This window comes from Sphingomonas sp. LaA6.9 (genome assembly GCF_022601895.1).
GTDB lineage: Bacteria > Pseudomonadota > Alphaproteobacteria > Sphingomonadales > Sphingomonadaceae > Sphingobium_A.
The window spans coordinates 1-22,834 of record NZ_JAKVIO010000018.1; the positions used below are offsets into that span (position 1 = coordinate 1).

General features: G+C 64.7%; 19 protein-coding genes and 1 pseudogene. 13 read left to right on the forward strand and 7 right to left on the reverse strand.

The genetic code is table 11. The features are described from left to right. Positions 1 to 374 (forward strand): annotated as a pseudogene (locus MKI88_RS10735) (ATPase); the annotation flags it as partial. On the opposite strand, the gene MKI88_RS10740 reads toward MKI88_RS10735, so the two are convergent. Beyond that, the gene (locus MKI88_RS10740; RefSeq protein ID WP_241631378.1) at positions 366 to 1,463 is read right to left on the reverse strand and encodes an alkene reductase; all 1,098 of its coding nucleotides are present in this window, start codon (positions 1,461 to 1,463) and stop codon (positions 366 to 368) included. The pseudogene MKI88_RS10735 and the gene MKI88_RS10740 overlap by 9 nt on opposite strands. 56 nt (positions 1,464 to 1,519) lie before the next feature. On the opposite strand from MKI88_RS10740, the gene MKI88_RS10745 reads away from it, so the two are divergent. Continuing rightward, on the forward strand, positions 1,520 to 2,416 hold the full coding sequence (locus MKI88_RS10745; protein WP_241631379.1) for a DMT family transporter: 897 nt from the start codon (positions 1,520 to 1,522) through the stop codon (positions 2,414 to 2,416). Between the two features lie 87 nt (positions 2,417 to 2,503). Here MKI88_RS10745 and MKI88_RS10750 read toward each other — a convergent pair whose 3' ends face one another. Further along, a complete protein-coding gene (locus MKI88_RS10750) occupies positions 2,504 to 3,067 on the reverse strand; it encodes a urate hydroxylase PuuD (RefSeq protein ID WP_241631380.1) in 564 nt (187 codons plus the stop codon). Positions 3,068 to 3,197: 130 nt separating this feature from the next. Between MKI88_RS10750 and MKI88_RS10755 the strand changes: the two genes are divergently transcribed. From MKI88_RS10755 to MKI88_RS10780, 6 genes are all read left to right on the forward strand, one after another. After that, positions 3,198 to 3,872 carry a COQ9 family protein gene (locus tag MKI88_RS10755; protein WP_241631381.1) on the forward strand — a complete coding sequence of 225 codons (675 nt, stop codon included), beginning with the start codon at positions 3,198 to 3,200 and terminating at the stop codon, positions 3,870 to 3,872. 48 nt (positions 3,873 to 3,920) lie between these two features. After that, positions 3,921 to 4,196: a ferrous iron transport protein A gene (locus tag MKI88_RS10760; RefSeq protein WP_407073342.1), complete on the forward strand. Its 276-nt coding sequence runs from the start codon at positions 3,921 to 3,923 to the stop codon at positions 4,194 to 4,196. Beyond that, on the forward strand, positions 4,193 to 6,046 hold the full coding sequence (locus tag MKI88_RS10765; RefSeq protein WP_241631382.1) for a ferrous iron transporter B: 1,854 nt from the start codon (positions 4,193 to 4,195) through the stop codon (positions 6,044 to 6,046). Before MKI88_RS10760 ends, MKI88_RS10765 begins: the two co-directional genes overlap by 4 nt. A gap of 14 nt (positions 6,047 to 6,060) precedes the next feature. Next, on the forward strand, positions 6,061 to 6,588 hold the full coding sequence (gene ssb / locus MKI88_RS10770) for a single-stranded DNA-binding protein (protein WP_241631383.1): 528 nt from the start codon (positions 6,061 to 6,063) through the stop codon (positions 6,586 to 6,588). 298 nt (positions 6,589 to 6,886) lie between these two features. Further along, positions 6,887 to 7,675 carry an OmpA family protein gene (locus MKI88_RS10775; RefSeq protein WP_241631384.1) on the forward strand — a complete coding sequence of 263 codons (789 nt, stop codon included), beginning with the start codon at positions 6,887 to 6,889 and terminating at the stop codon, positions 7,673 to 7,675. Between the two features lie 120 nt (positions 7,676 to 7,795). Further along, positions 7,796 to 9,481 (forward strand): SulP family inorganic anion transporter, encoded by a 1,686-nt coding sequence (locus tag MKI88_RS10780; protein WP_241631385.1) that lies wholly within the window; start codon positions 7,796 to 7,798, stop codon positions 9,479 to 9,481. 98 nt (positions 9,482 to 9,579) lie between these two features. Here the strand turns inward: MKI88_RS10780 and MKI88_RS10785 are convergent, their stop codons facing one another. Next, on the reverse strand, positions 9,580 to 10,023 hold the full coding sequence (locus MKI88_RS10785; RefSeq protein WP_241631386.1) for a hypothetical protein: 444 nt from the start codon (positions 10,021 to 10,023) through the stop codon (positions 9,580 to 9,582). A gap of 80 nt (positions 10,024 to 10,103) precedes the next feature. Next, entirely contained in the window at positions 10,104 to 10,922 is an 819-nt protein-coding gene (ppk2, locus tag MKI88_RS10790; protein WP_241631387.1) for a polyphosphate kinase 2, read from the reverse strand. 439 nt (positions 10,923 to 11,361) lie between these two features. Here ppk2 and acnA point away from each other — a divergent pair, with 439 nt between their 5' ends. Both acnA and MKI88_RS10800 read left to right on the forward strand, forming a co-directional pair. After that, positions 11,362 to 14,031: an aconitate hydratase AcnA gene (acnA, locus tag MKI88_RS10795; protein WP_241631388.1), complete on the forward strand. Its 2,670-nt coding sequence runs from the start codon at positions 11,362 to 11,364 to the stop codon at positions 14,029 to 14,031. 274 nt (positions 14,032 to 14,305) lie between these two features. Further along, positions 14,306 to 14,866: a hypothetical protein gene (locus MKI88_RS10800; protein ID WP_241631389.1), complete on the forward strand. Its 561-nt coding sequence runs from the start codon at positions 14,306 to 14,308 to the stop codon at positions 14,864 to 14,866. Positions 14,867 to 15,147: 281 nt separating this feature from the next. On the opposite strand, the gene MKI88_RS10805 is transcribed toward MKI88_RS10800, so the two are convergent. Then, positions 15,148 to 16,806, reverse strand: a complete 1,659-nt coding sequence (locus MKI88_RS10805) for a M28 family metallopeptidase (protein WP_241631426.1) — start codon at positions 16,804 to 16,806, stop codon at positions 15,148 to 15,150. Positions 16,807 to 16,954: 148 nt separating this feature from the next. On the opposite strand from MKI88_RS10805, the gene MKI88_RS10810 reads away from it, so the two are divergent. After that, positions 16,955 to 17,470 carry a rhodanese-like domain-containing protein gene (locus MKI88_RS10810; RefSeq protein WP_241631390.1) on the forward strand — a complete coding sequence of 172 codons (516 nt, stop codon included), beginning with the start codon at positions 16,955 to 16,957 and terminating at the stop codon, positions 17,468 to 17,470. 12 nt (positions 17,471 to 17,482) lie between these two features. Here the strand turns inward: MKI88_RS10810 and MKI88_RS10815 are convergent, their stop codons facing one another. Beyond that, on the reverse strand, positions 17,483 to 18,202 hold the full coding sequence (locus tag MKI88_RS10815) for a folate-binding protein YgfZ (RefSeq protein WP_241631391.1): 720 nt from the start codon (positions 18,200 to 18,202) through the stop codon (positions 17,483 to 17,485). Between the two features lie 47 nt (positions 18,203 to 18,249). On the opposite strand from MKI88_RS10815, the gene pyrC reads away from it, so the two are divergent. Further along, the gene (pyrC, locus tag MKI88_RS10820; protein WP_241631392.1) at positions 18,250 to 19,308 is read left to right on the forward strand and encodes a dihydroorotase; all 1,059 of its coding nucleotides are present in this window, start codon (positions 18,250 to 18,252) and stop codon (positions 19,306 to 19,308) included. A 172-nt stretch (positions 19,309 to 19,480) separates the two neighbouring features. After that, positions 19,481 to 21,850, forward strand: coding sequence for a TonB-dependent receptor (locus MKI88_RS10825; protein WP_241631393.1), 2,370 nt, complete (start codon positions 19,481 to 19,483; stop codon positions 21,848 to 21,850). Between the two features lie 57 nt (positions 21,851 to 21,907). On the opposite strand, the gene MKI88_RS10830 is transcribed toward MKI88_RS10825, so the two are convergent. Next, positions 21,908 to 22,669 carry a DUF1134 domain-containing protein gene (locus MKI88_RS10830; RefSeq protein WP_241631394.1) on the reverse strand — a complete coding sequence of 254 codons (762 nt, stop codon included), beginning with the start codon at positions 22,667 to 22,669 and terminating at the stop codon, positions 21,908 to 21,910. Positions 22,670 to 22,834 lie beyond the last annotated feature (165 nt).

Below are 22,834 nucleotides of genomic sequence, written 5' to 3' on the forward strand. Positions count from 1 at the left end.
GCCAGGCCGATCGCTGGGATCCGCTGCTCGACTGGGCGGCGCAGCACTACGATATCGTCTTCGCGGTCGCGACGGGGATCATCCATACGCCCCAGCCGGCGGCGACGCTCGAGCGGCTGACCGCCACCACCGCGGCGCGCAGTCCCTTCCATCTGGCGGGGCTGTCGCCGCTCGTCACGATCACCGGCTCGCTCGTCGCAGCACTTGCGCTTGCCGAAGGCGCGGTCGACGCCGATACGGTCTGGCAGGCCGCCACCGTCGATGAGCGCTGGCAGGCCGAACAATGGGGCGAGGATGCGCTTGCGCAGCAGGCTGAGGACGCGCGCCGCGCCGAATTTCTGGCGGCGGCGCGCTTCCTTCAATTGCTAGGCTGACGCCCCGGCGTCGGCACGCGCGAAGGGATAGTCGATATAGCCTTCGGCACCCTGGCTGTACCAGGTCGCCATCTCGTCGCTGTTGAGCGGCAGCTTTTCGGCAAGCCTCAGCGGCAGGTCGGGATTGGCGATGAAGGTGCGGCCGAACGAGATCGCATCGGCCAGTCCCGCATCGAGCGCGGCCTGCGCCTCGGCAAATCCGAAATCCGAATTGAGCACCAGCGGGCGCTGGAACACAGGGCGGATCGCGGGCGAAACCTTGGGCTGGTCGGTGCGCCCGAAGGTGCCCTCTGGGCCGGGCTCGCGCAGCTCGAGAAAGGCGATGCCGATATCGCTGAGCAGTCTGGCGGCGGGCACGAAGACGCTTGTCGGATCGCTGTCGCTGACGCCCTGCGAATCGCCATTGGGGGACAGGCGGACCGCGGTGCGATCGGCACCAACTTCGCCCGCGACCGCCTCCACCACTTCTCTGAGCAGGCGAATCCGGTTTTCGGGGCTGCCGCCATAGTCGTCGTCGCGCTGGTTGCTGCCATTACGCAGGAACTGGTCGATCAGATAGCCATTGGCGGCGTGGATCTGGACGCCGTCGAACCCCGCGGCACGCGCATTGCGCGCAGCGCGGACATAGTCGGCGACGATCCCCGGAATCTCGGCAATGTCGAGCGGCCGTGCCTGTTCATAGTCCTGACGGCCGTCATAGGTATGCGCCGCACCCGGCGCGGTCGTCGCCGATGCCGATACGCCCACCGCGCCATTGTTGAAGCTCGAATGGACGATCCGGCCCATGTGCCAGAGCTGCGCGAAGATATGCCCGCCCGCCTGATGCACCGCCTCGGTCACGGGCTTCCAGGCCTCGGTCTGTTCCGCGTTCCACAGGCCCGGCGCATAGGGCCAGCCCAGTCCCTGCTGGCTGATGCCCGTCGCCTCGGAGATGATGAGCCCCGCGCTCGCGCGCTGCGCGTAATAGGTCTTCATGATTTCCGTCGGGACATGCGCGCGCGTCGCGCGGGCACGCGTCAGCGGCGCCATCAGGATGCGGTTGGGCGCGGAGACCGCGCCGAGATCTATGGGGTCGAAAAGGCTTGGCATGGAATCAGTCCTTATTTGCAACGGGACCGGACACACATAGGGCGCTAAGGGGGGCCATGCACGAGTCGACCCCCAAAAGTTTTTCTTATGTCGAGCCAAGCCCCGCTGGCCGCGCCTTTGTCGCGCTGATCGGCGCCAATGTCTGCCTGGCGTTCGGGCCGTGGTTCGTGCGCCTCGCCGATGTCGGCCCGACCGCCTCGGCCTTCTGGCGGATGACGCTCGCCGTCCCCTTCCTGCTCATCGCGATGCGCATGCTGGGAGAACGCGTGCCGCGCATGGGGCCAACGCTATGGGCCATGATCGCGCTGTCGGGCATCTTCTTCGCGGGCGATCTCGCGACCTGGCATCTCGGCATCCTCAAGACCAAGCTCGCCAACGCCACGCTGTTCGGCAATGTCGCGATCCTGATCTTCCCGGTCTACGGCTTCCTCGTCGCGCGCGCCTGGCCCAATCGTTCGCAGGCATTCGCGCTGCTGCTCGCCGCGATCGGAGGAGGCCTGCTCATGGGGCGCTCCTATGATCTGTCGGCCGAAAATCTGGCGGGCGATCTGCTGTGCCTTTTGGCGGGCCTTCTCTACACCTGCTACTTCATCGTGATGGCACGCGCGCGCGGCGTCATGGGCGCCTATACCGCGCTGTCGCTCTCGACGGTGGCGGGAATCCTGCCGCTGCTGTTCTTCGCGATGCTGTTCGGCGAAACCATCTGGCCGCACAACTGGGGGGCGCTGCTTGGCCTTGCCATTGTCAGCCAGGTCATCGGTCAGGGCCTGATGATCTATTCACTCGCGCATTTTTCGCCGCTCGTGGTCGGGCTTGCGCTGCTGATCCAGCCCGTCATCACCGCCACGATCGGCTGGCTCGTCTATGGCGAGCGGCTCGGCGTGCCCGATCTGATCGGCGCAACCTTTGTCGCGATCGCGCTGGTGCTGGTCAGGCGGCCCGACAGAGCCTGATCGTTTGAGGTGGAAGCGCGTGGCGCTTCCACCAAAAGCGTGAATCAGGCTCTATTCAAACAGCCGGGGCCGCCTGATCCTTCATTCTTAGAAGCCCGATTCTGCAGAGATCATGCAGTAGAGCATCGGGATCGAAAGCAGCGTGTTGGTCCGCGAGAACATCATCGCGGTCGTGGCTGCCTTGGCCTTGGTCGCGTCATCGGCCTCGACGATACCGAGCGCCTTTTTCTGGTTGGGCCAGATGATGAACCAGACGTTGAACGCCATGATCACCGCCAGCCACATGCCGATGCCGATCGTGCGGAAGGGCGATTGCAGCGTGAAGGCCTGATGCGCATAGCCCGCAAGGATCGCGACGATCAGCCCCGTGACCACGGTCGCGGCCGCCCCCCAGCGGAACCAGAACAGCGCGGCGGGCGCGATATATTTGGAAATGCCCGGCTTCAGCTCGGCGGGCACCTTGGGCATGGTCGGGATCTGGGTGAAGTTGAAATAATAGAGATGCCCGATCCACATGATCGCGCAGATCACATGGAGGAAACGCCAGAAATAGTTGTTGTCATAGGCGCCCTGCACCCCGAACAGCACCGCGAGCAGCGCGAGCACGCCCACGCCCAGCACCGCATTCAGATTTCCGAAGAATTTCGCCATATAGACCCTCCCTTGTTGCACGCTCGTAACGCTTGGCGAACGCGTATCACGCACGCCGGGGGGTGTCACGACCTTGCGGTCCGGCCGTCACGCGCGCATAGGACGCCCAATCATTGGAGACGCGCCGCTCATGTCCGCCCAGCCGCCCGCCCTGCCCACCGATCCGACGCTCGACGAGATCCGCGCCGCGCTCGCGCCGCATATCCCGACGCATGCCAGCTTCGATGGCTGGAACGCGGTCGCGCTGGCGCGGGCCGCCGGGGAACTGGGAATCGATGCCGATATCGCCGGGCTCGCCTTTCCCGGCGGCGCGGTCGAGATGATCGACGCCTGGTTCGCGGCGATCGATCGCGCGATGGAGACAGCGCTTCCGCCCGAAAAACTCGGCCGGATGAAGATCCGCGAAAAGATCAGCGCACTCGTGCTCGCGCGCATCGACGCCGCGACCCCGCACCGCGAGGCGCTGCGCCGCGCGCTCGCGATCCTCGCCATGCCGCAGAACGCCGCGACCGCGCTCAGGCTCGGCTGGCGCGCGGCCGATCACATGTGGCACCTCGCGGGCGACACCGCGACCGATTACAACCATTACAGCAAGCGCGCGATCCTGTCGGGCGTCTATGGCGCGACTTTGATGGTGTTCCTCAACGACGAGAGCGCCGGGCTCGCCGAAACCCGCGCCTTTCTCGGTCGCCGCATCGACGGCGTGATGCGTTTCGAAAAGGCCAAGGCGCAGCTGCTGGCACGGCGCGAGCACATGCCCAGCCTGTCACGCTTCATCGGCCGTCTGCGCTACCCCGCCGTCTGAAACGAGCGCTGGCTATTCCCGGGGGTTATTGATAATCAGTCGCAGGAAATGGATAGAATCGACGGAAACACGGTGCGGCTTGATCAATTGCCCCTGCGTCAGACGGCGCGGATCGCGGAAATCGACTGGAACATGCTGGCCCCCAATGAAGCGCGCCGCCTTCGCGAGCTCGGCTTTGGCGAAGGCGTGGCGGTCGAGGTGCGGCACCATAGCGGCCTTTTTCGCACCGGCCCGATCGCCTGCAAGGTCGGGCGGATGACGGTGGCGCTGCGCCGCAGCCATGCCGCGGCGATCCTGGTCACGACGTCGGCCATCGCCCCATGACCCCCGCACCGATGATCGCGCTGGTCGGCAATCCCAACGCCGGCAAAAGCGCGCTTTTCAATGCGCTTACCGGCGCGCGCCAAAAGGTCGGCAATTATCCCGGCGTCACCGTCGAGCGCAAATCGGGGCGCATGACGCTGGCCGATGGTCGTCCGGTCGAGCTCGTCGACCTGCCCGGCGCCTACAGCCTCGACCCCGGCAGCCCCGACGAGGCGGTGACGCGCGACGTGGTGCTGGGCCATCAGACGGGCGAGAAGCGGCCATCGGCGCTCATCGTCGTGGTGGATGCGGGCAATCTCGACAATCATCTGCGCTTCACGCTCCAGCTGATCGCGCTCGGCCTTCCCGTCGTGGTCGCGCTCAACATGGTCGACCTCGCCGAGCGCGACGGCCTGAAGCTCGATCCGCAGGCGCTGTCGCGCGACCTCGGCGTTCCCGTGATCCCCACCGTCGCGGTGCGCCGGCGCGGGCTCGAGGAACTCAGGGCCGCGCTCGAGACGCTGGTCGGCGACGGCAGCGCACCACCGCATGTCGAAGCGCCGCCGCCCGAGGACATCACGCATCTCCAGCACCGCGCACGCGCGATCTCGGTCGCGGCGACGGTGTCCGAAACCCCTGTCCGCCAGATAACGCACCTGCTCGATTCGGTGCTGCTGCACCCGGTCGGCGGCCTCGCGATCCTGCTCACGCTGTTCTTCGTCATGTTCCAGGCGGTCTTTGCCTGGTCCGAGGCGCCGATCGGCTGGATCGAAGGCGGTTTCGCCGCGCTTCAGTCGCTCATCAGCGACGCGCTGCCCGATGGCGTCTTGCGCTCCTTCCTCGTCGATGGCGTCATCGCGGGGGTCGGCTCGGTGGTCGTGTTCCTGCCGCAGATCCTCATCCTCTTCTTCTTCATCCTGCTGCTCGAATCCTCCGGCTATATGGCGCGCGCGGCCTTCCTGATGGACCGGCTGATGGCGCGCGTGGGGCTCAACGGCCGCGCCTTCATCCCGCTCCTGAGTTCCTTCGCCTGCGCAATTCCCGGCATCATGGCCACGCGCACGATCGACGATCCCAAACAGCGGCTGACCACCATCCTCATCGCGCCGCTTATGACCTGTTCGGCGCGGCTGCCCGTCTATTCGGTGATCATTGGCGCGTTCATCCCCGCGCGCAATCTCGGCTATGGCGTCGGGCTGCAGGGCGTCGTCTGGTTCGGCCTCTATCTCGTCGGCATCCTCGGCGCGATGATCGTCGCCTTCGTGCTCAGGAAGACGATCGCGCGCGGAGCGTCGAGCGACTTCATGATGGAGCTGCCAAAATATCAGATGCCGCGGCTGAGCGACATCGCGATCGGGCTGTGGCAGCGCGCGTGGATCTTCCTGCGCCGCGCGGGCACGATCATCATGATGGTGACCGTCGTGCTCTGGGCGCTGCTCTCGTTCCCGCAGGCGCCCGCGGGCCAGAACCAGGTCGAGCAGTCGATCGCGGGGCGCATCGCCACGGGGCTCGAGGTCGTGGTCAAACCCATCGGCTTCAATCACGAGATGGCGCTCGCGATCATCCCCGCAATGGCGGCACGCGAAGTCGCAGTGTCGGCGCTCGCGACAGTCTATTCGATCGAGAGCGGCGACGAGGACGAGACCGCGCGCTCGCTCGGCACGCAGCTCCAGGGCCGCTGGTCGCTCCCCACCGCGCTCGCCTTCCTGATGTGGTTCGTCTTTGCGCCGCAATGCCTTTCGACCATCGCGGTCATGCGGCGCGAAACCAACGGCTGGAAATGGCCTTCTTTCGCGTTGGCATATCTCTTCGGACTTGCTTATGTCGCAGCAGGCGCCACCTTCTGGGGCGCGACGGCATTGGGACTTTAAGAAGGGATAAGGGCGTGGCTGGCTCGGTGAACAAGGTGATTTTGGTCGGCAATCTGGGCGCCGACCCGGAAGCGCGCTCGCTCAACAATGGCGGCGAGGTCGTGAACCTCTCGATCGCCACGTCGGAGCGCTGGAACGACCGCGATGGCAACAAGCAGGAGCGGACCGAATGGCACCGCGTCGTGATCTTCAACGAGAATCTGGCGAAGGTCGCGAAGCAGTATCTGCGCAAGGGTTCGAGCGTCTATCTCGAGGGCCAGCTCCAGACGCGCAAATGGCAGGACAATAACGGCCAGGACAAATATTCGACCGAGGTTGTGCTCCAGCGCTTCCGCGGCGAGCTCGTCCTGCTCGGCGGCCGCGACGAGGGCGCGGGTGCAGGCGGCGGCCGTTCCAACGATAGCTGGGGCGGCGGTGGCGGCAATGATTTTGGCCGTTCGTCGGGCGGCGGCAACGATTTCGGCCGTGCATCGGGCGGTGGCGGCGGACGCCCTGCTCCGGCGGCGTTCGACAGCGATCTGGACGACGACGTCCCCTTCTGATCCCGCCTCACGGCGAATATCGGTGTATCGCGCGCCGTCGGTTTCTTCCGGACAGGTTTTCGGAAGAGACCGACGGCGCAACGCATTCGCGCCTGTGGCATGCTGCTTTGAAAGACATATGGCGGGCACCGGCGGGATCAGGGTGCAACACCGCAAGAATAGGGGTTAGCCCCGATATGGCCGTCCACAACCAGGTGATACCGTTGGCCTCCAGTTATTAATTACGCTGGCGGTTCATTCGGGAACCCTTGACCTCGATCGAGGGCACCCGCGGGTGTTACGGATGGGAGGCAAGGCTATGAAATCGATCATAAGCAGGAAGACCGCGCTGGGGATGCTGGCTGCCGTACTGGTCGCGGTGCCGGGTCTCGCGTCCGCACAGGACGGCCCGCTCAAGGGCATGATCGTTTCGCACGACGGATCGACGATCGTCGTCAGGTCGGGCGGCAAGGATACCCCCGTGGTCCTCTCCGAATCGACCAAGATCCGCGGCATTGAGGGCGCGCTCGGCGTCCGCGGCGAAGATCATCCGCCCTCGGACCTGATCCGGGGCCTCGCGGTCGAGGTGAAGACAGCAGGGGGCGGCGATGCGCTCACCGCAACCGAGGTCACCTTCAAGAAGAGCGACCTCAAGACCGCGAAGCAGATCGCGGCGGGAATCGCGAGCACCGAGGCGCAGGTCCAGGAAAACACCGACCGGATCGACAACGTCGCCGAACTGAAAGCGCTGGACCGGACCAACGTGTTGTTCGCCACCGGCAGCGCCACGATTTCAGCGAAGGGCAAGCAGGATCTCCAGGCGATCGCCACCAAGGCCAAGGGGATTACGGGATACAGGCTGGCGGTCGTGGGCCGCGCCGACAAAACGGGCAATGCTGCGGCCAATCAGAGGCTGAGCGAGCGCCGGGCGGCCGCCGTCCGGGACTATCTGCTGAAGTCCTGCGGCGTGATGCCGGGACGGATCCTTGCCACCGAGTCTCTGGGATCGTCGGAGATCGCGCAGGATCCCAATCCGCCCAAAACCGATGCCGAGGCGCGGCGCGTGACCGTGACGATTGCGGTGAGCAAGTCCTCGAGGGTGCAATAGGCAGACCCGACCAATCGGCAGGTTGGGCAGGTGCCGATATGGGTTCGCGAGCAACCGGAGTGTGACCGGTCGAAGTGCGTGGGCTAATTGTCCCATATCGGCAAGAAAGGACGCCGCCCGGTGGGTTATCGCCTTCCCGTGTTCACGAGCCTTTCCGGCTATCAGCCAGGCTGGATCCGGAGCGACGTGGCCGCCGGGCTCGCGGTGGCGGCGGTCGGCCTGCCGAGCGCCATCGCCTATCCTGCAATCGCGGGATTGCCCCCCGAGGTCGGGATTTACGCCAGCATAGCGCCGCTCGTCGCCTATGCGTTCCTCGGCCCTTCGCAGAAACTCATCGTCGGCCCCGACGCGGCCGTCATGACCATCCTCGCGGCGGCGATCGTTGCCATTGCGGCGAGCATCCCGGCCGGGGCCGGGGTAAGCCGCGCCGGCATCGCCGCAGCGCTCGCGTTCGGGGTGGGGCTGCTATATCTCGCGGCGTGGTTTCTCCGCCTCGGCGTCCTTGCGAACTTCCTGTCGCGCCCCATCCTGACCGGATTCTTCACCGGCATCTCGCTTTCGATCCTCGTCGGACAGATCGATCGTTTCACCGGCGTCAACATCGAGTCCGACGGCCTGCTCAGACCCGTTCTCGAACTGTTGCAAAAGGCGGGATCGATCCATTGGCCGTCCTTCGTCCTCGCCCTCGCGATGTTCGGCGTGTTGCAGCTGGTGCGCATCGTGCGTTTTCCGGTCCCCGGGCCGGTAGTGGTGCTGGTACTTTCCGTGGCCCTGTCGGCCGGCTTCGACTTTGAAGGACGCGGCATCAACGTGGTGGGGGACATCCCGACCAATCCCCCCTCGCTGATACTGCCGCCATTAACCGAGCTGCCCTTGCAGACACTCGCGCTCGGTTCTGCCGCGATCTTTCTTGTCAGCTTCGGCTCCGGCATCATCACGGCGCGCAGCTTCGGCGCGATTGGCGGGTATGCGGTCGATCCGAACCGCGAACTCGTCGGATTTGGCGCCGCGAACATAGCCGCGGGCCTGTTCGGCGCCATACCGGTCAGCGCTTCCGACTCGCGAACCGCGGTCAACCTCACCGTCGGCGGCCGAACGCAGGTGGCCAGCATCGTGGCCGCCGCAACGCTGATTGCGACGCTGGTCTTTCTGGCGCCGGCACTCAGGATCATCCCCATCCCCGTGCTTGGCGCGATACTGGTGGCGACCGCGCTCAGCCTGATCGACCTTGCCGCGCTCAGGCAGATCTGGCGCATCAGCCGCATGGAGTTCGTCTTCGCGCTCATTGCGCTGGCAGGGCCGATAGGGCTTGGCGTGCTCAATGGCGTGATTATCGCGATCGCCGCGACGCTCGTCTATCTTCTGCGCAAGACCATGTTTCCCCGCGACGCCATGCTCGGGCGCGTTCCGGGGCGCGACGGTTTCTACAAGCTGCACCGCACGCCGGAGGCCCGCCAGGTGCCCGGCCTTGCCATTTGCCTTATCCAGGGCAGCCTGTTGTTCTTCAACAGCGACTATGTCGGATCGCGCATCCGCGCCATTGCCGCCGGGTTGCCGGCGGACACCAGGTGGCTGTTGATCGATGCGAGCGCGATACCCCAGTTCGACAGCTCGGCCGCGGCAATGCTTATGGAATTGTGCGAAGAGCTGCGCGCCCGCGGGATCCGGCTTGGTCTGGCCGAGCTGCACGCCGAAGCCCGCGAGATGCTGGACCGGGCGGGCGTGATCGCGTGCATTGGTCCCGACATGGTCTTCCACATTCTCGAGGACGCGCACGCGGCGTTCGCGGCTCAGTCAGGCGGCTAGAGTGATTTCGAGCCAGATGGAATCATCTGGCGGTCCGGAAAACACGGCAAGCAAACGATCTCCAGGCTCTGTCCGGTTCAAGTGGAGCCGGACAGCGCCTAAACCCAGACAAGCGTCATGCCGACATCGCCGGGCATGCCGTTTGGAAAATCGATGATTTCAACGCGCAGCTTGTAGCCCTTGTCGCGAAAATGGCGCTGCCAAAGCGAAAAGATCTCCTTGGGAACGCCCGTGAGCGTGTCTTCCCACCCTGGCTCCTGCTGGTTGATCGCGCGCCCCCGATCGGTGCAGAGCTGATTGGGAAACCGATAGACCTGAACTTCCGTGCGACGATTGCGTACCGCGCCCTCGATAAGCTTGACCGCGCGTTGAATCGCTTCGTCGTCCGATATCCCGGACGGATGGGTCAACTGATCCATCAGGGACTTCTTGTCGGCCTCTTCCTCCTGTCGCCGCCTTGCTTCTTTCGCGGCGTCTTCAGCCTCGGCCATGGCAAGCTTCTGGGCATATTCGGTCGCCGAAGGGAGCAAATTGTCCGACATAGTCAGTATCCTCGTGCTGCCATGTTGAATCATCGTGTCGTTCGATCGCTGCGGACAAGCACGCCGGCGGCGCTTCCCGATCAGTATACCGCGGGAACCATCCTTCGCGTCGACGCCAGATCCACCTTTTCCTTTTTGACGCGTCTTTTGGGAAATTTGACCTTCTCGTGCGCCACTTCCTCATAGGGAACCTGGCTCAGAAAATGCCTGATGATGTTCAGGCGGGCGCGCTTCTTGTCTTCCGAAATCGCGACATACCACGGGGCCCAGTCGGTATCGGTGGCCCTGAACATGTCGTCGCGCGCTTCGGTATAGTCATCCCACCGGCTGTAGGAGGCGATATCCATCGGCGACAGCTTCCAGATCTTGCGCCCGTCCCCGATGCGCCCTTCAAGGCGCTTGGTCTGCATGTCGGGACTGACCTCGAGCCAGTATTTGAAGAGAATGATGCCGGATTCGACGATCGCGCGCTCGACGAGCGGTGCGACCTTGAGAAAGGTCTCGGCCTGCGCCTTGGTGCAAAAGCCCATGACGCGCTCTACGCCCGCGCGATTGTACCAGCTTCGATCGAAGATCACGATTTCGCCGGCCGCGGGCAAATGGGGCAGATAGCGCTGGACATACATCTGGGACTTTTCGCGCTCGGTCGGCGCGGCGAGGGCTATGACCTTGAAGACCCGCGGGCTGACCCGTTCGGTGATGGCCTTGATCACGCCGCCCTTGCCGGCGGCGTCGCGCCCCTCGAAACAGATGCAGATCTTCGCACCCGTTTCCTTTGCCCATTCCTGCAGCTTCACCAGCTCGACATGAAGCTTTTCCAGCTCCCCGGCATAGTCCTTGTTGGACAGCTTGAGCGGCACGTCGCCCTCGGCCTTATCCGTCTTCTTGTGCTTGGCCATCGCGCTCTCCGAAAAGATGGTACGACTTCCCGCCAGCGTCCGGGGGCGCCGCTGCGGCACAAATACCGGTCGTAACGCGCCGGTTTCGCGCAGTTTTCTGCGCCAGTCAGACAATCATTATGAACCTGGCGTCACGCAATTCAAGTCCTGCCGGCAGCGCGTAAAATACGTAGCTGCCTGCTTTTTTGCGCTCGCCGGACGCGGCAAAACACATCTTCGGGGCGATGACGCGCAGCGTGCTCCGGCACCGCCCAAAAAGGCGCCGATCCCCGGCCAGCCGGGTGGTGCGCGATTGCTGCGCGACAAATCCCTCTGGCCGCTTCCCCCCACGCGAATCCCTTGCTAAGGCCCGCCCCGACTCTCGCATTCGCGCGAACATAACGGCATGGGCAAGCTCCCGGCTTCTCCCCGTCCATGCCAGCCATTGGAAGGAGAAGACATGACCGCCGTCGGCCAGGATACACTCGCCACCCGCTCCACGCTCAATGTGGGCGGCAAGACCGTGCATTATTACTCGCTGGCCAAGGCGGCCGCGCAGATCGGCGATGTCTCGCGCCTGCCCTTCTCGATGAAGGTGCTGCTCGAAAATCTCCTCCGCTTCGAGGACGGCGTCACCGTGACGGTCGACGACATCCGGGCGATCGCCGACTGGCAGAAGGATCCCAAATCGACCCGCGAGATCCAGTACCGCCCCGCGCGCGTGCTGATGCAGGATTTCACCGGCGTTCCCTGCGTCGTCGACTTGGCAGCCATGCGCGACGCGATGAACAGCCTCGGCGGCGACGCGCAGAAGATCAACCCGCAGGTGCCCGTCCACCTCGTCATCGACCACTCGGTCATGGTCGACGAGTTCGGCACCCCCAAGGCGTTCGAGGATAATGTCGAGCTCGAATATCAGCGCAACATGGAGCGTTACGATTTCCTCAAATGGGGCTCGAAGTCGCTCGACAATTTCAAGGTCGTCCCCCCGGGCACGGGCATCTGCCACCAGGTGAACCTCGAGAACATCGCGCAGGCGGTCTGGTCGTCGGTCGATGCCAGCGGCGAAACCGTCGCCTATCCCGACACCTGCGTCGGCACCGACAGCCACACCACGATGATCAACGGTCTGGGCGTGCTCGGCTGGGGCGTCGGCGGGATCGAGGCCGAGGCCGCGATGCTCGGCCAGCCCGTCTCGATGCTCATCCCCGAAGTCGTCGGCTTCAAGCTCACCGGCGCATTGAAGGAAGGCATCACCGCCACCGACCTCGTGCTCACCTGCACGCAGATGCTGCGCGCCAAGGGTGTTGTCGGCCGCTTCGTCGAATATTTCGGCCCCGGCCTCGCCTCGCTGTCGCTCGCCGACCGCGCGACGCTTGCCAACATGGCGCCCGAATATGGCGCGACCTGCGGCTTTTTCGGCATCGACGACAAGACGCTCGATTACATGCGCCTCACCGGCCGCTCGGAAGAGAATGTCGCGCTGGTCGAGGCCTATGCGAAGGAACAGGGCCTGTGGCTCGATCCCTCGGCCGAGCCCGTCTTCACCGACATCCTCGAACTCGACATGTCGACCGTCGAACCCTCGCTCGCGGGCCCCAAGCGCCCGCAGGACAAGGTTCTGCTCTCGAATGTCGACGATGTCTTCAACGGCGACCTCGAAAAGGTCTACAAGAAATCAGCCCCCGCGCGCGTCGCGGTCGAGGGCCGGACGCATGACATCGGCGACGGCGACGTTGTCATCGCTGCGATCACGAGCTGCACCAACACCTCGAACCCCAGCGTTCTCGTCGCCGCGGGCCTCGTCGCCAAGAAGGCGGTCGAAAAGGGCCTGAAGCCCAAGCCCTGGGTCAAGACCTCGCTCGCCCCCGGTAGCCAGGTCGTCACCGACTATCTCGAAAAGGCGGGCCTGCAGAACTATCTCAACCAGGTCGGCTTCAACCTTGTCGGCTATGGCTGCACCACCTGCATCGGCAATTCGGGTCCGCTCGCCGAGCCGATCTCGAAGGCGATCAATGGCAATGACATCGTCGCTGCCTCGGTGCTTTCGGGCAACCGCAACTTCGAGGGCCGCGTCTCGCCCGACGTGCGCGCCAACTTCCTCGCCTCGCCGCCGCTCGTCGTCGCTTATGCGCTTAAGGGCACCGTGACCGAGGATTTCATCAACACGCCGATCGGTACCGGCAGCGACGGTTCGGACGTGTACCTCAAGGACATCTGGCCCTCGAATGAGGAGGTCCGCTCGGTCATGGACGGCGCGCTGACCCGCGACATGTTCGTCACCCGCTATTCGACGGTCTTCACCGGCGATGCGCGCTGGCAGGCGATCAACGTGACGGGCTCGGACACCTATCAGTGGCGCGCGGGCTCGACCTATGTCGCCAACCCGCCCTATTTCGAGGGCATGAGCATGACGCCCGCGCCCGTCACTGACATCGTCGAGGCAAAGCCGCTCGCGATCTTCGGCGATTCGATCACCACCGATCACATTTCGCCGGCGGGTTCGATCAAGGCGTCGAGCCCTGCGGGCAAGTGGCTGAGCGAGCATCAGGTTTCGGTGGCCGACTTCAACAGCTATGGCGCCCGCCGTGGCCACCACGAGGTCATGATGCGCGGCACCTTCGCCAATATCCGCATCAAGAACCTGATGCTCGACGGCGTCGAGGGCGGCATGACGCGCTACAATGGCGAGGTGATGCCGATCTATGATGCCGCGATGCGCCACAATGCCGACGGCACCCCGCTCGTCGTCATCGGCGGCAAGGAATATGGCACCGGCTCGTCGCGCGACTGGGCGGCCAAGGGCACCAACCTGCTCGGCGTCCGCGCGGTGATCGTCGAAAGCTTCGAGCGCATCCACCGCTCGAACCTCGTCGGCATGGGCGTGCTCCCGCTCCAGTTCAAGGATGGCGAAAGCAAGGACACGCACGGCCTGACGGGCGATGAAAGCTTCACGATCCTGAATGTTGCGGGCCTGAAACCGCGTCAGGACGTCGAGGTTCAGGTGACGCGCGCCGACGGCTCGACCTTCACCTTCACCGCGCTCTGCCGCATCGATACCGTCAACGAGCTCGATTACTTCCTCAACGGCGGCATCCTGCAATACGTGCTGCGCAAGCTCGCGGCGTAACCCGTTTATTCCTCCCCAAGCTCTGCTTGGGGAGGGGGACCACGCGAAGCATGGTGGAGGGGCTTGGCTCAGTGCTTCCCCCTCCACCGGACTTCGTCCGGTCCCCCTCCCCGAGACAAGCTCGGGGAGGAACTACACTGACCCATTTCCGTCAGCATAGAATCCAGCCCTCTGGACCCCCGCTCTTCCCGGGGTACATTGCGCCATGCGCAAACCTCAAAGCGTCGACGCCCTTTCAAATTTCGGCCGCGTCCGGCTCTCCAAGAGCTTCTTCATGCGCGATTTCCTGTATTCGGAGATCGCGCAGATCCACGGCCTGCCCAACATTCCCGACGATCCCGACCTCGCCATCGTGGCGGGTACGCGGCTGTGCGAGGAGCTGCTCGAACCCTTGCAGGATGCCTTCGGGCGCATCGCGGTTCGTGGCTCGCTGCGCTCGGCGGAGGTCAACGGCCTTGGCAACCGGCTGATGCGGAAAGGCGGCAAGGGCTATAATTGCGCGATGAACGAGACGAGCGCCGCGGGCCATATCTGGGACCGGCGCGATGCGCTGGGCTTCATGGGCGCCACCGCCTGCATCGTCGTGCCCTCTTTCATCGACCGTTACCGCGAACCCGGCGACTGGCAGAAGCTCGCCTGGTGGGTCCACGACCATCTCAACTATTCGAGCCTCTATTTCTTCCCCGTCAACCGGGCCTTCAACATCAGCTGGCACGAATTGCCGGTGCGCCGCATCGACAGCTTCGTCGCCCCGCGCGGCTGCCTCACCAAGCCCGGCATGGCCAACCATGACGGCAGCCATGAGGAACATTGGGCGGGGATCACCGACGGCTGAGGGTAGACGATTATCGCGTCATCCACCTCCGCTCGGGCTGAGCCTGTCGAAGCCCATTCCTTCCTGTTCGCCTTGTATGAGCGAGAAAGAAGTGAGGGCTTCGACAGGCTCAGCCCAAACGGCTTGGAGGATCGAAGTACCACCTCTGTCCTACACGCAATGTTCCTGTCATGTTCTTCGCAAGGCCGCGCCTGCTGGCGCGGCGGGGAGGCGGGACCGACATGCGCGTTTGTGAGAAAAGTGCGAAGCTAAGTGAAGTTAAGCGCGTCCGCGATCGTCGGTCAGCGCCTTTTGTCCGCGCTCTTGTCGCGCACGTCCTTGAACTCCGAACCCGGTTTCCATTCGGGCCAGCGGTTCGAATTGGCGAGTTCGCTCGCCATCGAGCGCACCAGTTCCATGTCCATCACCGCGCCGTCGAGGTTCCAGTCCGCGCTCCACGCGTCGCACGCCTGATGGTAGCAATTGGTGGTATAGTCGCTCACCCATTTCTCGCCCGCAGCGCGGCCGCCCTCGACCAGATCGGCACCGCCCGCGAGCCCCATCATCAGCAGCACGGGCACGCCGCGCTTGGCGAGCGGGAAATGGTCCGCGCGGTAGAACAGCCCGCGCTCGGGCGCGGCGTCGGGGGTGATCGTCCGACCCTGCTTTGCTGCGAAACGCGCCAGATCGTCCTCGAGCGTGTTCTGCCCCTTGCCAATCAGGATCACATCCTTCGCGCGCCCCGCAGTCTGGAGCACGTCGACCGTCAGGTTCGCAACGGTCTTTTCATGCGCATAGACCGGGTTTGCGGCATAGGTTTCCGAACCCAGAAGTCCGCGCTCCTCGGCCGACCACATGCCGAACACGATCGTCCGCTCAGGCTTCGGCCCCGCCCTGAACAGCCGCGCCATTTCGAGCAGCGCCGCGACGCCGATGCCGTCGTCATTGGCGCCCGCGCGGATCGTGCGCCCCTGCGGGTCGGGCTTGCCGATCCCATACGCATCCCAGTGCGCGCCGAGCATCACCACTTCGTCGGGGCGTTTTGCGCCGCTGATCTTCGCCAGCACATTACGGCTCTGCACGACCTCACGCGTCACCGGAATATCCGCCGCGAAACGCGCGCCCTTCAGCTCGACCGGCAAAAAATCCTTGCTGCGCGCCCGTACGCGCAGCGCCGCGAGATCGAGGCCAGCGTCGCGGAACAGCGCGGTCGCGGCCTCGCCGCTCAGCCAGCCCTGCAGCGCGACGCTGGTGATCCTGTCGGCGGGGCGCACCATGTCGTAATTCTCGCCGCCGGGGCTCACCACGACATTCCAGCCATAGCCCGCGCCCGGCGCGTCGTGGACGATCAGCGCGCCCACGGCACCCTGCCGCGCGGCTTCCTCGAACTTGTAGGTCCAGCGCCCATAATAGGTCATTGTCCGGCCACCGAAGCTGTCCTTGACCGCTTCGCCGTCCTTCGCCTCGAAATCGGGATCATTGATCAGGAAGACCGCGATCTTGCCTTTCAGGTCAACGCCCTTGAAATCGTCCCAGCCGCGTTCGGGCGCCTTCACGCCATAGCCCACGAACACCATCGGCGCGTTCGCGATAACCGCACGGTCCTTGGGCTGGAGCGTGCTGAGATAGATGTCCTTGCCAGTCTCCAGCGGCTGCGTGGCAGCGCCGCGCGTCACCTCCAGCCTGGTGGGCGTCCCCAACCTGGTGTGGAGCAGCGGCACGGGCTGCGTCCACGCGCCGTTCGGCCCACCGGGCTCGAGCCCCAATGCCCTGAACTGCTCGACCAGCCACGCGATCGTCTTTTCCTCGCCCGGCGTTCCCGGCGCGCGGCCCTGAAAATCATCGGTGGTGATCGCCCTGACCATCGCCTCGATCCGCTTCGCGTCGATCGCGTTGTCCGGCGCGGCGAGCAGCGGAGCGGGCAGGGTCAGGGCCAGGCTGGCGAGAAGGGCGCGCTTGATCACGGGTGGATACTCCAGGGAAGGACGGGGCGACGGATGCCAAGCCTTAATCCTCCCGCGACGCCGCGCCAACCGGGCCCTACGCCGTTCATCGCAGATGCAGCCGCGGGCGCGCAGTCTTTCCGCGCTTCGCAAATGGGAGGGTGTGATGAAATCGCTTCGCCTGCTGTTCCTGCTTTCGCTCGCGCCGCTGGCGCTGCCCGCCGCAGCCCAGACTCCGGCGCGCAACCCGCAGATCGATTATCCGGGCTTTCGTGCGCTGACCCAGTCGGTCGAGGCGCAGCGCCGCGATGGCCTGATCGATTTCGCGCGTTTTCAGGCGGAAGCGGCAAAGCCCGGTACACTGATCCTCGATGCACGCTCGCGCGATGCCTATGCCGCCGGACATATCAAGGGCGCGGTCAACCTGCCCTTCACCGATTTCACGGCGGAGAGCCTTGCTGCGACGATCGGCGCCGATCCCAATCGGCTGATCCTGATCTACTGCAACAACAATTTCCGCAACAATGCGCCGCCGGTGACACTCAAGGCACGGCCGCTCGCGCTCAACATCCAGACCTTCATCAATCTTGTCGGCTATGGCTATTCCAACATCCGCGAACTCGATGCCGTCGTCGACTTCACCGACCCCGCGGTCGGCTGGGTGACGGGGCCGGACGCCTGACGGCGGACGCGATCAGGCGGGCACGAGTGCGGGCTGCAGCCAGTCGGGCAGGATGACGCCCGGCGTATCGGCAAATGCCTCGACGCGCAGGTGCATCACGGCTAGCCCGAGGTCAGGATACCAGATGCGCGTCCGATCGCCCGGATCGGCATCGGTACGGACCACCGCCAGCCGCCGGTTGACCTTCTGCCGCCAGTTCATCCGCGCGGTGTTCTCCTGCCCGACATAGCAGCCCTTGGTGAAGCTCACCCCGTTGAGTTCCGCGGCATTGCATTCGAGCCAGAGCGTCTTGTCCTGCCCGAGTTCGGCCACGCCTTCGGTGACGCCGAGGCTCAGGCGATGCGCGAGCCAGCCCTGCGCGGGTGTCGCGGGCGCTGCGATCCAGCGCCTGCCGAGCGCAGCAAGGCGGGGGTCGTCGACGCCCTCGCCCTCGCGCGCCCAGTGGACGCCGAGCGTCTCGTCGCGCGCGATCGTGATCGGTCGGCGCAGGCGATAGAGCGTCAGCCGCCTGGCGAGGGCATCGGCCTGATCGGCCTCGCAGTCGATCAGCACATCTTCACCGTCCGCCCAGATAATGAAGTCGAACAGCGCCTTGCCCTGCGCGGTCAGCAGTGCCGCCCAGACGGGGAGCGGGCCGGTCACGTCATTGGTGACGAGGCCCTGGAGAAAGCCGCGGACATCGTCTCCGGACAAGCGAATCACGGCGCGGTCGACAAGGGTGGTGTTGCTCATGCCGAACAGTTAGGGATGCCAGCGCCGAATCCCAAGCCGGAGCATCCATGACCTCGACCGAAATCACGCGACTGGAGATCAGGCGCCCCGACGACTGGCACGTCCATCTGCGCGACGGAGAGATGCTGGCGCGGGTCGCGCCCTGGACCGCGCGGCAATTTGCGCGCGCGATCGTGATGCCCAATCTCAGTCCGCCGGTGACGACGGTGGAGGCGGCAAGCGCCTATCGCGATCGCATCCTCGCCGCAGTCGCGCCCGATGCCGATTTCACGCCACTGATGACGAGCTACCTCACCGACCGAACCGATCCCGCCGATCTCGGGCGGGGCCATGGAGAAGGCGTCTACACCGCGGCCAAGCTCTACCCCGCGCACGCGACCACCGGTTCTGCGCATGGCGTGACCGATGTGAAGAACATCTACCCCGCGCTCGAGGCGATGCAGCGCATCGGCATGCCGCTGCTCGTGCACGGCGAGGATACCGGCCCCGATGTCGACGTGTTCGACCGCGAGGCAGTGTTCATCGAAAAGACGCTGACCGGGCTCGTCCGCGACTTCCCCGAACTCAAAATCGTGTTCGAGCACATCACCACCGCCGACGCCGCCGACTTCGTGCAGGCGAGTGGCCCCAATATCGGCGCGACGATCACGCCGCAGCACCTGATCATCAACCGCAACGCGATCTTCGCGGGTGGCATCCGCCCGCATGCCTATTGCCTGCCGATCGCCAAGCGCGAACGCCATCGGCTGGCGCTGCGCAAGGCCGCGACCTCGGGCTCGCCCAAATTCTTCCTCGGCACCGATACCGCGCCGCACGCGGTAAGTGCCAAGGAAAGCGCATGCGGCTGCGCGGGGATCTTCAACGCCCCCTTCGCGCTCGAAAGCTATGTGAAGGTGTTCGACGAGGAAGGCGCGCTCGACCGCTTCGAAGCCTTCGCCTCCGAAAACGGTCCGCGCTTCTACGACCTGCCGCTCAACGAGGAACGGGTTGTCCTGGAGCGCGCAGATGTCGCAGTGCCCGACCGGATCGGCGAGGGCAGCTCCGCACTTGTGCCCTTCCATGCCGGCGAAACCCTGGCATGGCGCTTCGCGGGCGCGGCCGGCTGAGCCCGTCAGCGCGCGCCCTGCCGCCGGATTTTGCCTGATCGACTACCGATTTGAAGATTCGCCTTAGTTTGCACCTTTTCTGCGTTTATGTGACGACCCCATGACACCGGCATACGATCAAAGAATCGAGCCGATGCGGGAGGGCTGAAACGGCTGTCCAGAAGGGGGTATCATGGCTAAGACTCTAAAATCATTTTCTGTTTCCGCACATTTCATGCGCCTCGGCGCTTCTGCGCTGGCGCTCGCTCTGGCGACGCAGGCTGCGCAGGCCCAGACGGCCGATTCGCCCGAGGCGGCCGCCGACGAGGCTGGGCTCGACCTGATCGTCGTCACCGCGCAGCGTCGTGAGGAAAATCTGCAGGACGTGCCGATCTCGGTCACCGCGGTTGGCGGCGAAAAGCTCGACGTGATCTCGTCGGGCGGCGCGGACATCCGCTTCCTGTCGGCGCGCATCCCGAGCCTGGTCGTCGAATCGTCGTTCGGCCGCACCTTCCCGCGCTTCTATATCCGCGGGCTCGGCAATACCGATTTCGACTTCAACGCGTCGCAACCCGTCAGCCTCGTCTATGACGACGTCGTCCTCGAAAACCCGATCCTCAAGGGCTTCCCGGTGTTCGACCTCGACCGCGTCGAGGTGCTGCGCGGCCCGCAGGGCACGCTGTTCGGACGCAACACCCCCGCGGGTATCGTCAAGTTCGATTCGGTGAAACCGGGTCGCGACCTCAACGGCTATGCCGAACTGTCCTATGGCAGCCACAATGCGGTCACCGCGCAGGGCGCGATCGGCGGCCTGCTGGCGGGTGATGCGGTGTCGGCGCGCCTTTCGGTCCTCTATCAGCGCCAGGACGACTGGGTCGACAACATCAATCCCAGCGCCCCCGAAAAGGACGCGCTCGAGGGATATGACGAATTCGCGGCGCGCCTGCAGTTCCTCTTCAAGCCGAGCGACGATCTCGACATCCTGCTTTCGGGCCAGATGCGCTCGCTCGACGGCACCGCGCGCGTGTTCCGCGCCAATGTCTTCGAACGCGGCCAGAAGGGGCTGATCTCCGGCTTCAAGCGCGGCGAGGTCGCGACCGACGGCAAAAACGAACAGGAAGTCGACACCTATAGCCTGTCGGCGAACATCACTTACGACTTCGGCCCGCTGTCGCTTATCTCGGTCACGAGCTATTGGGAGGGTGATGCCACCTCGGTCGGCGATGTCGATGGCGGCTTCGGCGCGTCCTTCCTTCCCCCCGCGCTAACCGGCCCGGGATACATTCCGTTCACTGCGGAGACGCGCGACAGCGTCCCCAATCTCCAGCAGTTCACGCAGGAAATCCGCATCGCCAGCAATGGCAATAATGCGTTCAACTATCAGGCGGGCTTCTTCTATTTCGACGAGGATCTCGACATCGTCAGCGAGAACTATTCGACGCTCGGCGACCCGCTCAACGCGCCCGGTGCGGTCAACATCGCGGTCGATCAGCACCAGAATAGCAAGGCCTACGGCATCTTCGGCTCGGTGACCTACAAGTTCACCGACCAGTTCAGCCTGACGGGCGGGATGCGCTACAACAGTGACGAGCGCGACTATGTCGTCAATCGCACGCACGACTCGCAGTTTCCCGCCTTCCTGCAGAACCCGCTCGGCACGGTCACGCGCCATGTCGAGGACGACAATCTGACCTGGGACATCAGCGCAACCTTCGAGGCCAGCGACGACATCAACCTCTATGCACGCGTCGCCAAGGGCTATCGCGCGCCGAGCATCCAGGGACGCATCCTGTTCCCGCCGGCAACCGCGACCCCGCTCGAATCGGGCGTCACCGTCGGCGATTCGGAGACGATCCAGTCGTACGAGGCGGGCATCAAGACGACCTTCCTTGACGGCCGTGGCCGATTCAACCTTGGCGGCTTCTATTATGACCTCAACGACGCGCAGCTGACCGCGGTCGGCGGCGGGGTCAACGCCAACCGCCTGATCAATGCGGACAATGTCCGCGGCTATGGCTTCGAGATGGATGCCGAGCTGAAGCCGGTGCCCGAACTGCTGCTGACCTTCGGCCTCAGCTACAACAATACCGAGATCCAGGATTCGGACCTGACCACGGCTGCGTGCGGCGCGGTGCGCACCGACACATTCCCCAATGTGTCGCTCTGCACGCCGCTCGATCCGATCGTGGTGCCCGCAGCGCCCTTTGCGGCCGCGATCGTCTCGATCGACGGCAACAGCCTGCCGCAAAGCCCGCGCTGGATTGCCAACTGGACCGCGCGTTACGGCATTCCCGTCGGCGACGGTGAAATCTATGCCTATACCGACTGGGCCTATCGCTCGAAGATCAACTTCTTCCTCTACGAATCGATCGAGTTCCAGGATGCCGACATGCTCGAAGGCGGTCTTCGCATCGGCTACAAGACCGACAGCTGGGAGCTTGCGGGCTTTGTCCGCAACATCACCAACGACGTCTCGGTGGTGAGCGGCATCGACTTCAACAACCTGACCGGCATGGTCAACGAACCGCGGATCTACGGCATTTCGGGCCGCGTGACCTTCTGACACGAAAAGGGCCGGCAGCTTGCGCTGTCGGCCCTTATTTTTTGCGCCGAAGGCCCCTCAGAAGGGCACCCACCGGCCCTTCTCGCTGAACTTCATATATCCGATATTGGCGCCCAGCCTGAGGCCCGCGCCAAGCCGCACGGGGATCAGCACCACATCGCCGCGGCGCAGATAGCTGGCGGTGAAGCCGCCGACGAAATAGCCCGCGCCTTCTCCCTGCGGATAGCGGCGATAGAGATCCTGGCTGTCGTGCAGGTTATAGACGAGCACGAAGCTCTTGGACGCGTTCGCGCCCGCGTCGAATCCCACCGATGGCCCTGTCCAGTAGACCGGGCGGTTGCCCTCGATCTTGTGGTGGAGCGTGCCCGAACCATAGCGCAGTCCCACGACGAACGCGCCCGAGGCCTCCTCGCCCGTGATATAGGCATTGGGTTCGCCCTGATCCTTGAGGATGTCCTCGAGCAACCCGGCAAGACCTTCGGCGCCCTTGCCGAAGACGCCCTCGGCCGCGCCGATCAGGTCGCCCTTGCGATAGGTTTCCTGTTGCGCGGCGCTCGCGGTCGTCGGGGCCGGGGGCGCGGGCGCAGCTGTTGCCGGGGGGAGCGGCTCGCTGTTCACGGGCAGGCCCGGCTCGGATGCCGGATCCACATCGGCTCCAGGTGCCGACTGCGGCGCTGCGCCGGTCTGCGGCACGGGCGCGAGATCGGCGTCGATCGCCTCGTTTGGATCGATCGATCGGATCTGCGCCGAGGCGGGCACCGCCCCCGTCGACAGTGCAGCCACCATCAAAAGGCTGTTGAGTGCTTGATTCCTGATCATCTTTCGACCCCCGCTAATAGCGCCGGAGAATAGCGCCCTGGCACATGACCCCGCAATGAACCGCGCGATGACCCGAGTCGATCCTGCGGCCGTTCGAGTCAGCTTGCTGCAAAAAACTAGGTGCCGAATCGCAATAGCGCTGTTGATATGCCCCGATTGGCCCGC

Excerpts from the sequence above, each read along its gene's own strand:
- pyrC (WP_241631392.1), top strand. The coding sequence starts at position 18,250 with ATGACCTCGACCGAAATCACGCGACTGGAGATCAGGCGCCCCGACGAC.
- MKI88_RS10775 (WP_241631384.1), top strand. The coding sequence starts at position 6,887 with ATGAAATCGATCATAAGCAGGAAGACCGCGCTGGGGATGCTGGCTGCC.
- MKI88_RS10745 (WP_241631379.1), top strand. The coding sequence starts at position 1,520 with ATGCACGAGTCGACCCCCAAAAGTTTTTCTTATGTCGAGCCAAGCCCC.
- MKI88_RS10800 (WP_241631389.1), top strand. The coding sequence starts at position 14,306 with ATGCGCGATTTCCTGTATTCGGAGATCGCGCAGATCCACGGCCTGCCC.
- MKI88_RS10810 (WP_241631390.1), top strand. The coding sequence starts at position 16,955 with ATGAAATCGCTTCGCCTGCTGTTCCTGCTTTCGCTCGCGCCGCTGGCG.
- ppk2 (WP_241631387.1), bottom strand. The coding sequence starts at position 10,922 with ATGGCCAAGCACAAGAAGACGGATAAGGCCGAGGGCGACGTGCCGCTC.
- MKI88_RS10785 (WP_241631386.1), bottom strand. The coding sequence starts at position 10,023 with ATGTCGGACAATTTGCTCCCTTCGGCGACCGAATATGCCCAGAAGCTT.
- MKI88_RS10750 (WP_241631380.1), bottom strand. The coding sequence starts at position 3,067 with ATGGCGAAATTCTTCGGAAATCTGAATGCGGTGCTGGGCGTGGGCGTG.
- acnA (WP_241631388.1), top strand. The coding sequence starts at position 11,362 with ATGACCGCCGTCGGCCAGGATACACTCGCCACCCGCTCCACGCTCAAT.
- MKI88_RS10755 (WP_241631381.1), top strand. The coding sequence starts at position 3,198 with ATGTCCGCCCAGCCGCCCGCCCTGCCCACCGATCCGACGCTCGACGAG.
- MKI88_RS10815 (WP_241631391.1), bottom strand. The coding sequence starts at position 18,202 with ATGAGCAACACCACCCTTGTCGACCGCGCCGTGATTCGCTTGTCCGGA.
- MKI88_RS10825 (WP_241631393.1), top strand. The coding sequence starts at position 19,481 with ATGGCTAAGACTCTAAAATCATTTTCTGTTTCCGCACATTTCATGCGC.
- MKI88_RS10760 (WP_407073342.1), top strand. The coding sequence starts at position 3,921 with ATGGATAGAATCGACGGAAACACGGTGCGGCTTGATCAATTGCCCCTG.
- MKI88_RS10830 (WP_241631394.1), bottom strand. The coding sequence starts at position 22,669 with ATGATCAGGAATCAAGCACTCAACAGCCTTTTGATGGTGGCTGCACTG.
- MKI88_RS10765 (WP_241631382.1), top strand. The coding sequence starts at position 4,193 with ATGACCCCCGCACCGATGATCGCGCTGGTCGGCAATCCCAACGCCGGC.
- MKI88_RS10740 (WP_241631378.1), bottom strand. The coding sequence starts at position 1,463 with ATGCCAAGCCTTTTCGACCCCATAGATCTCGGCGCGGTCTCCGCGCCC.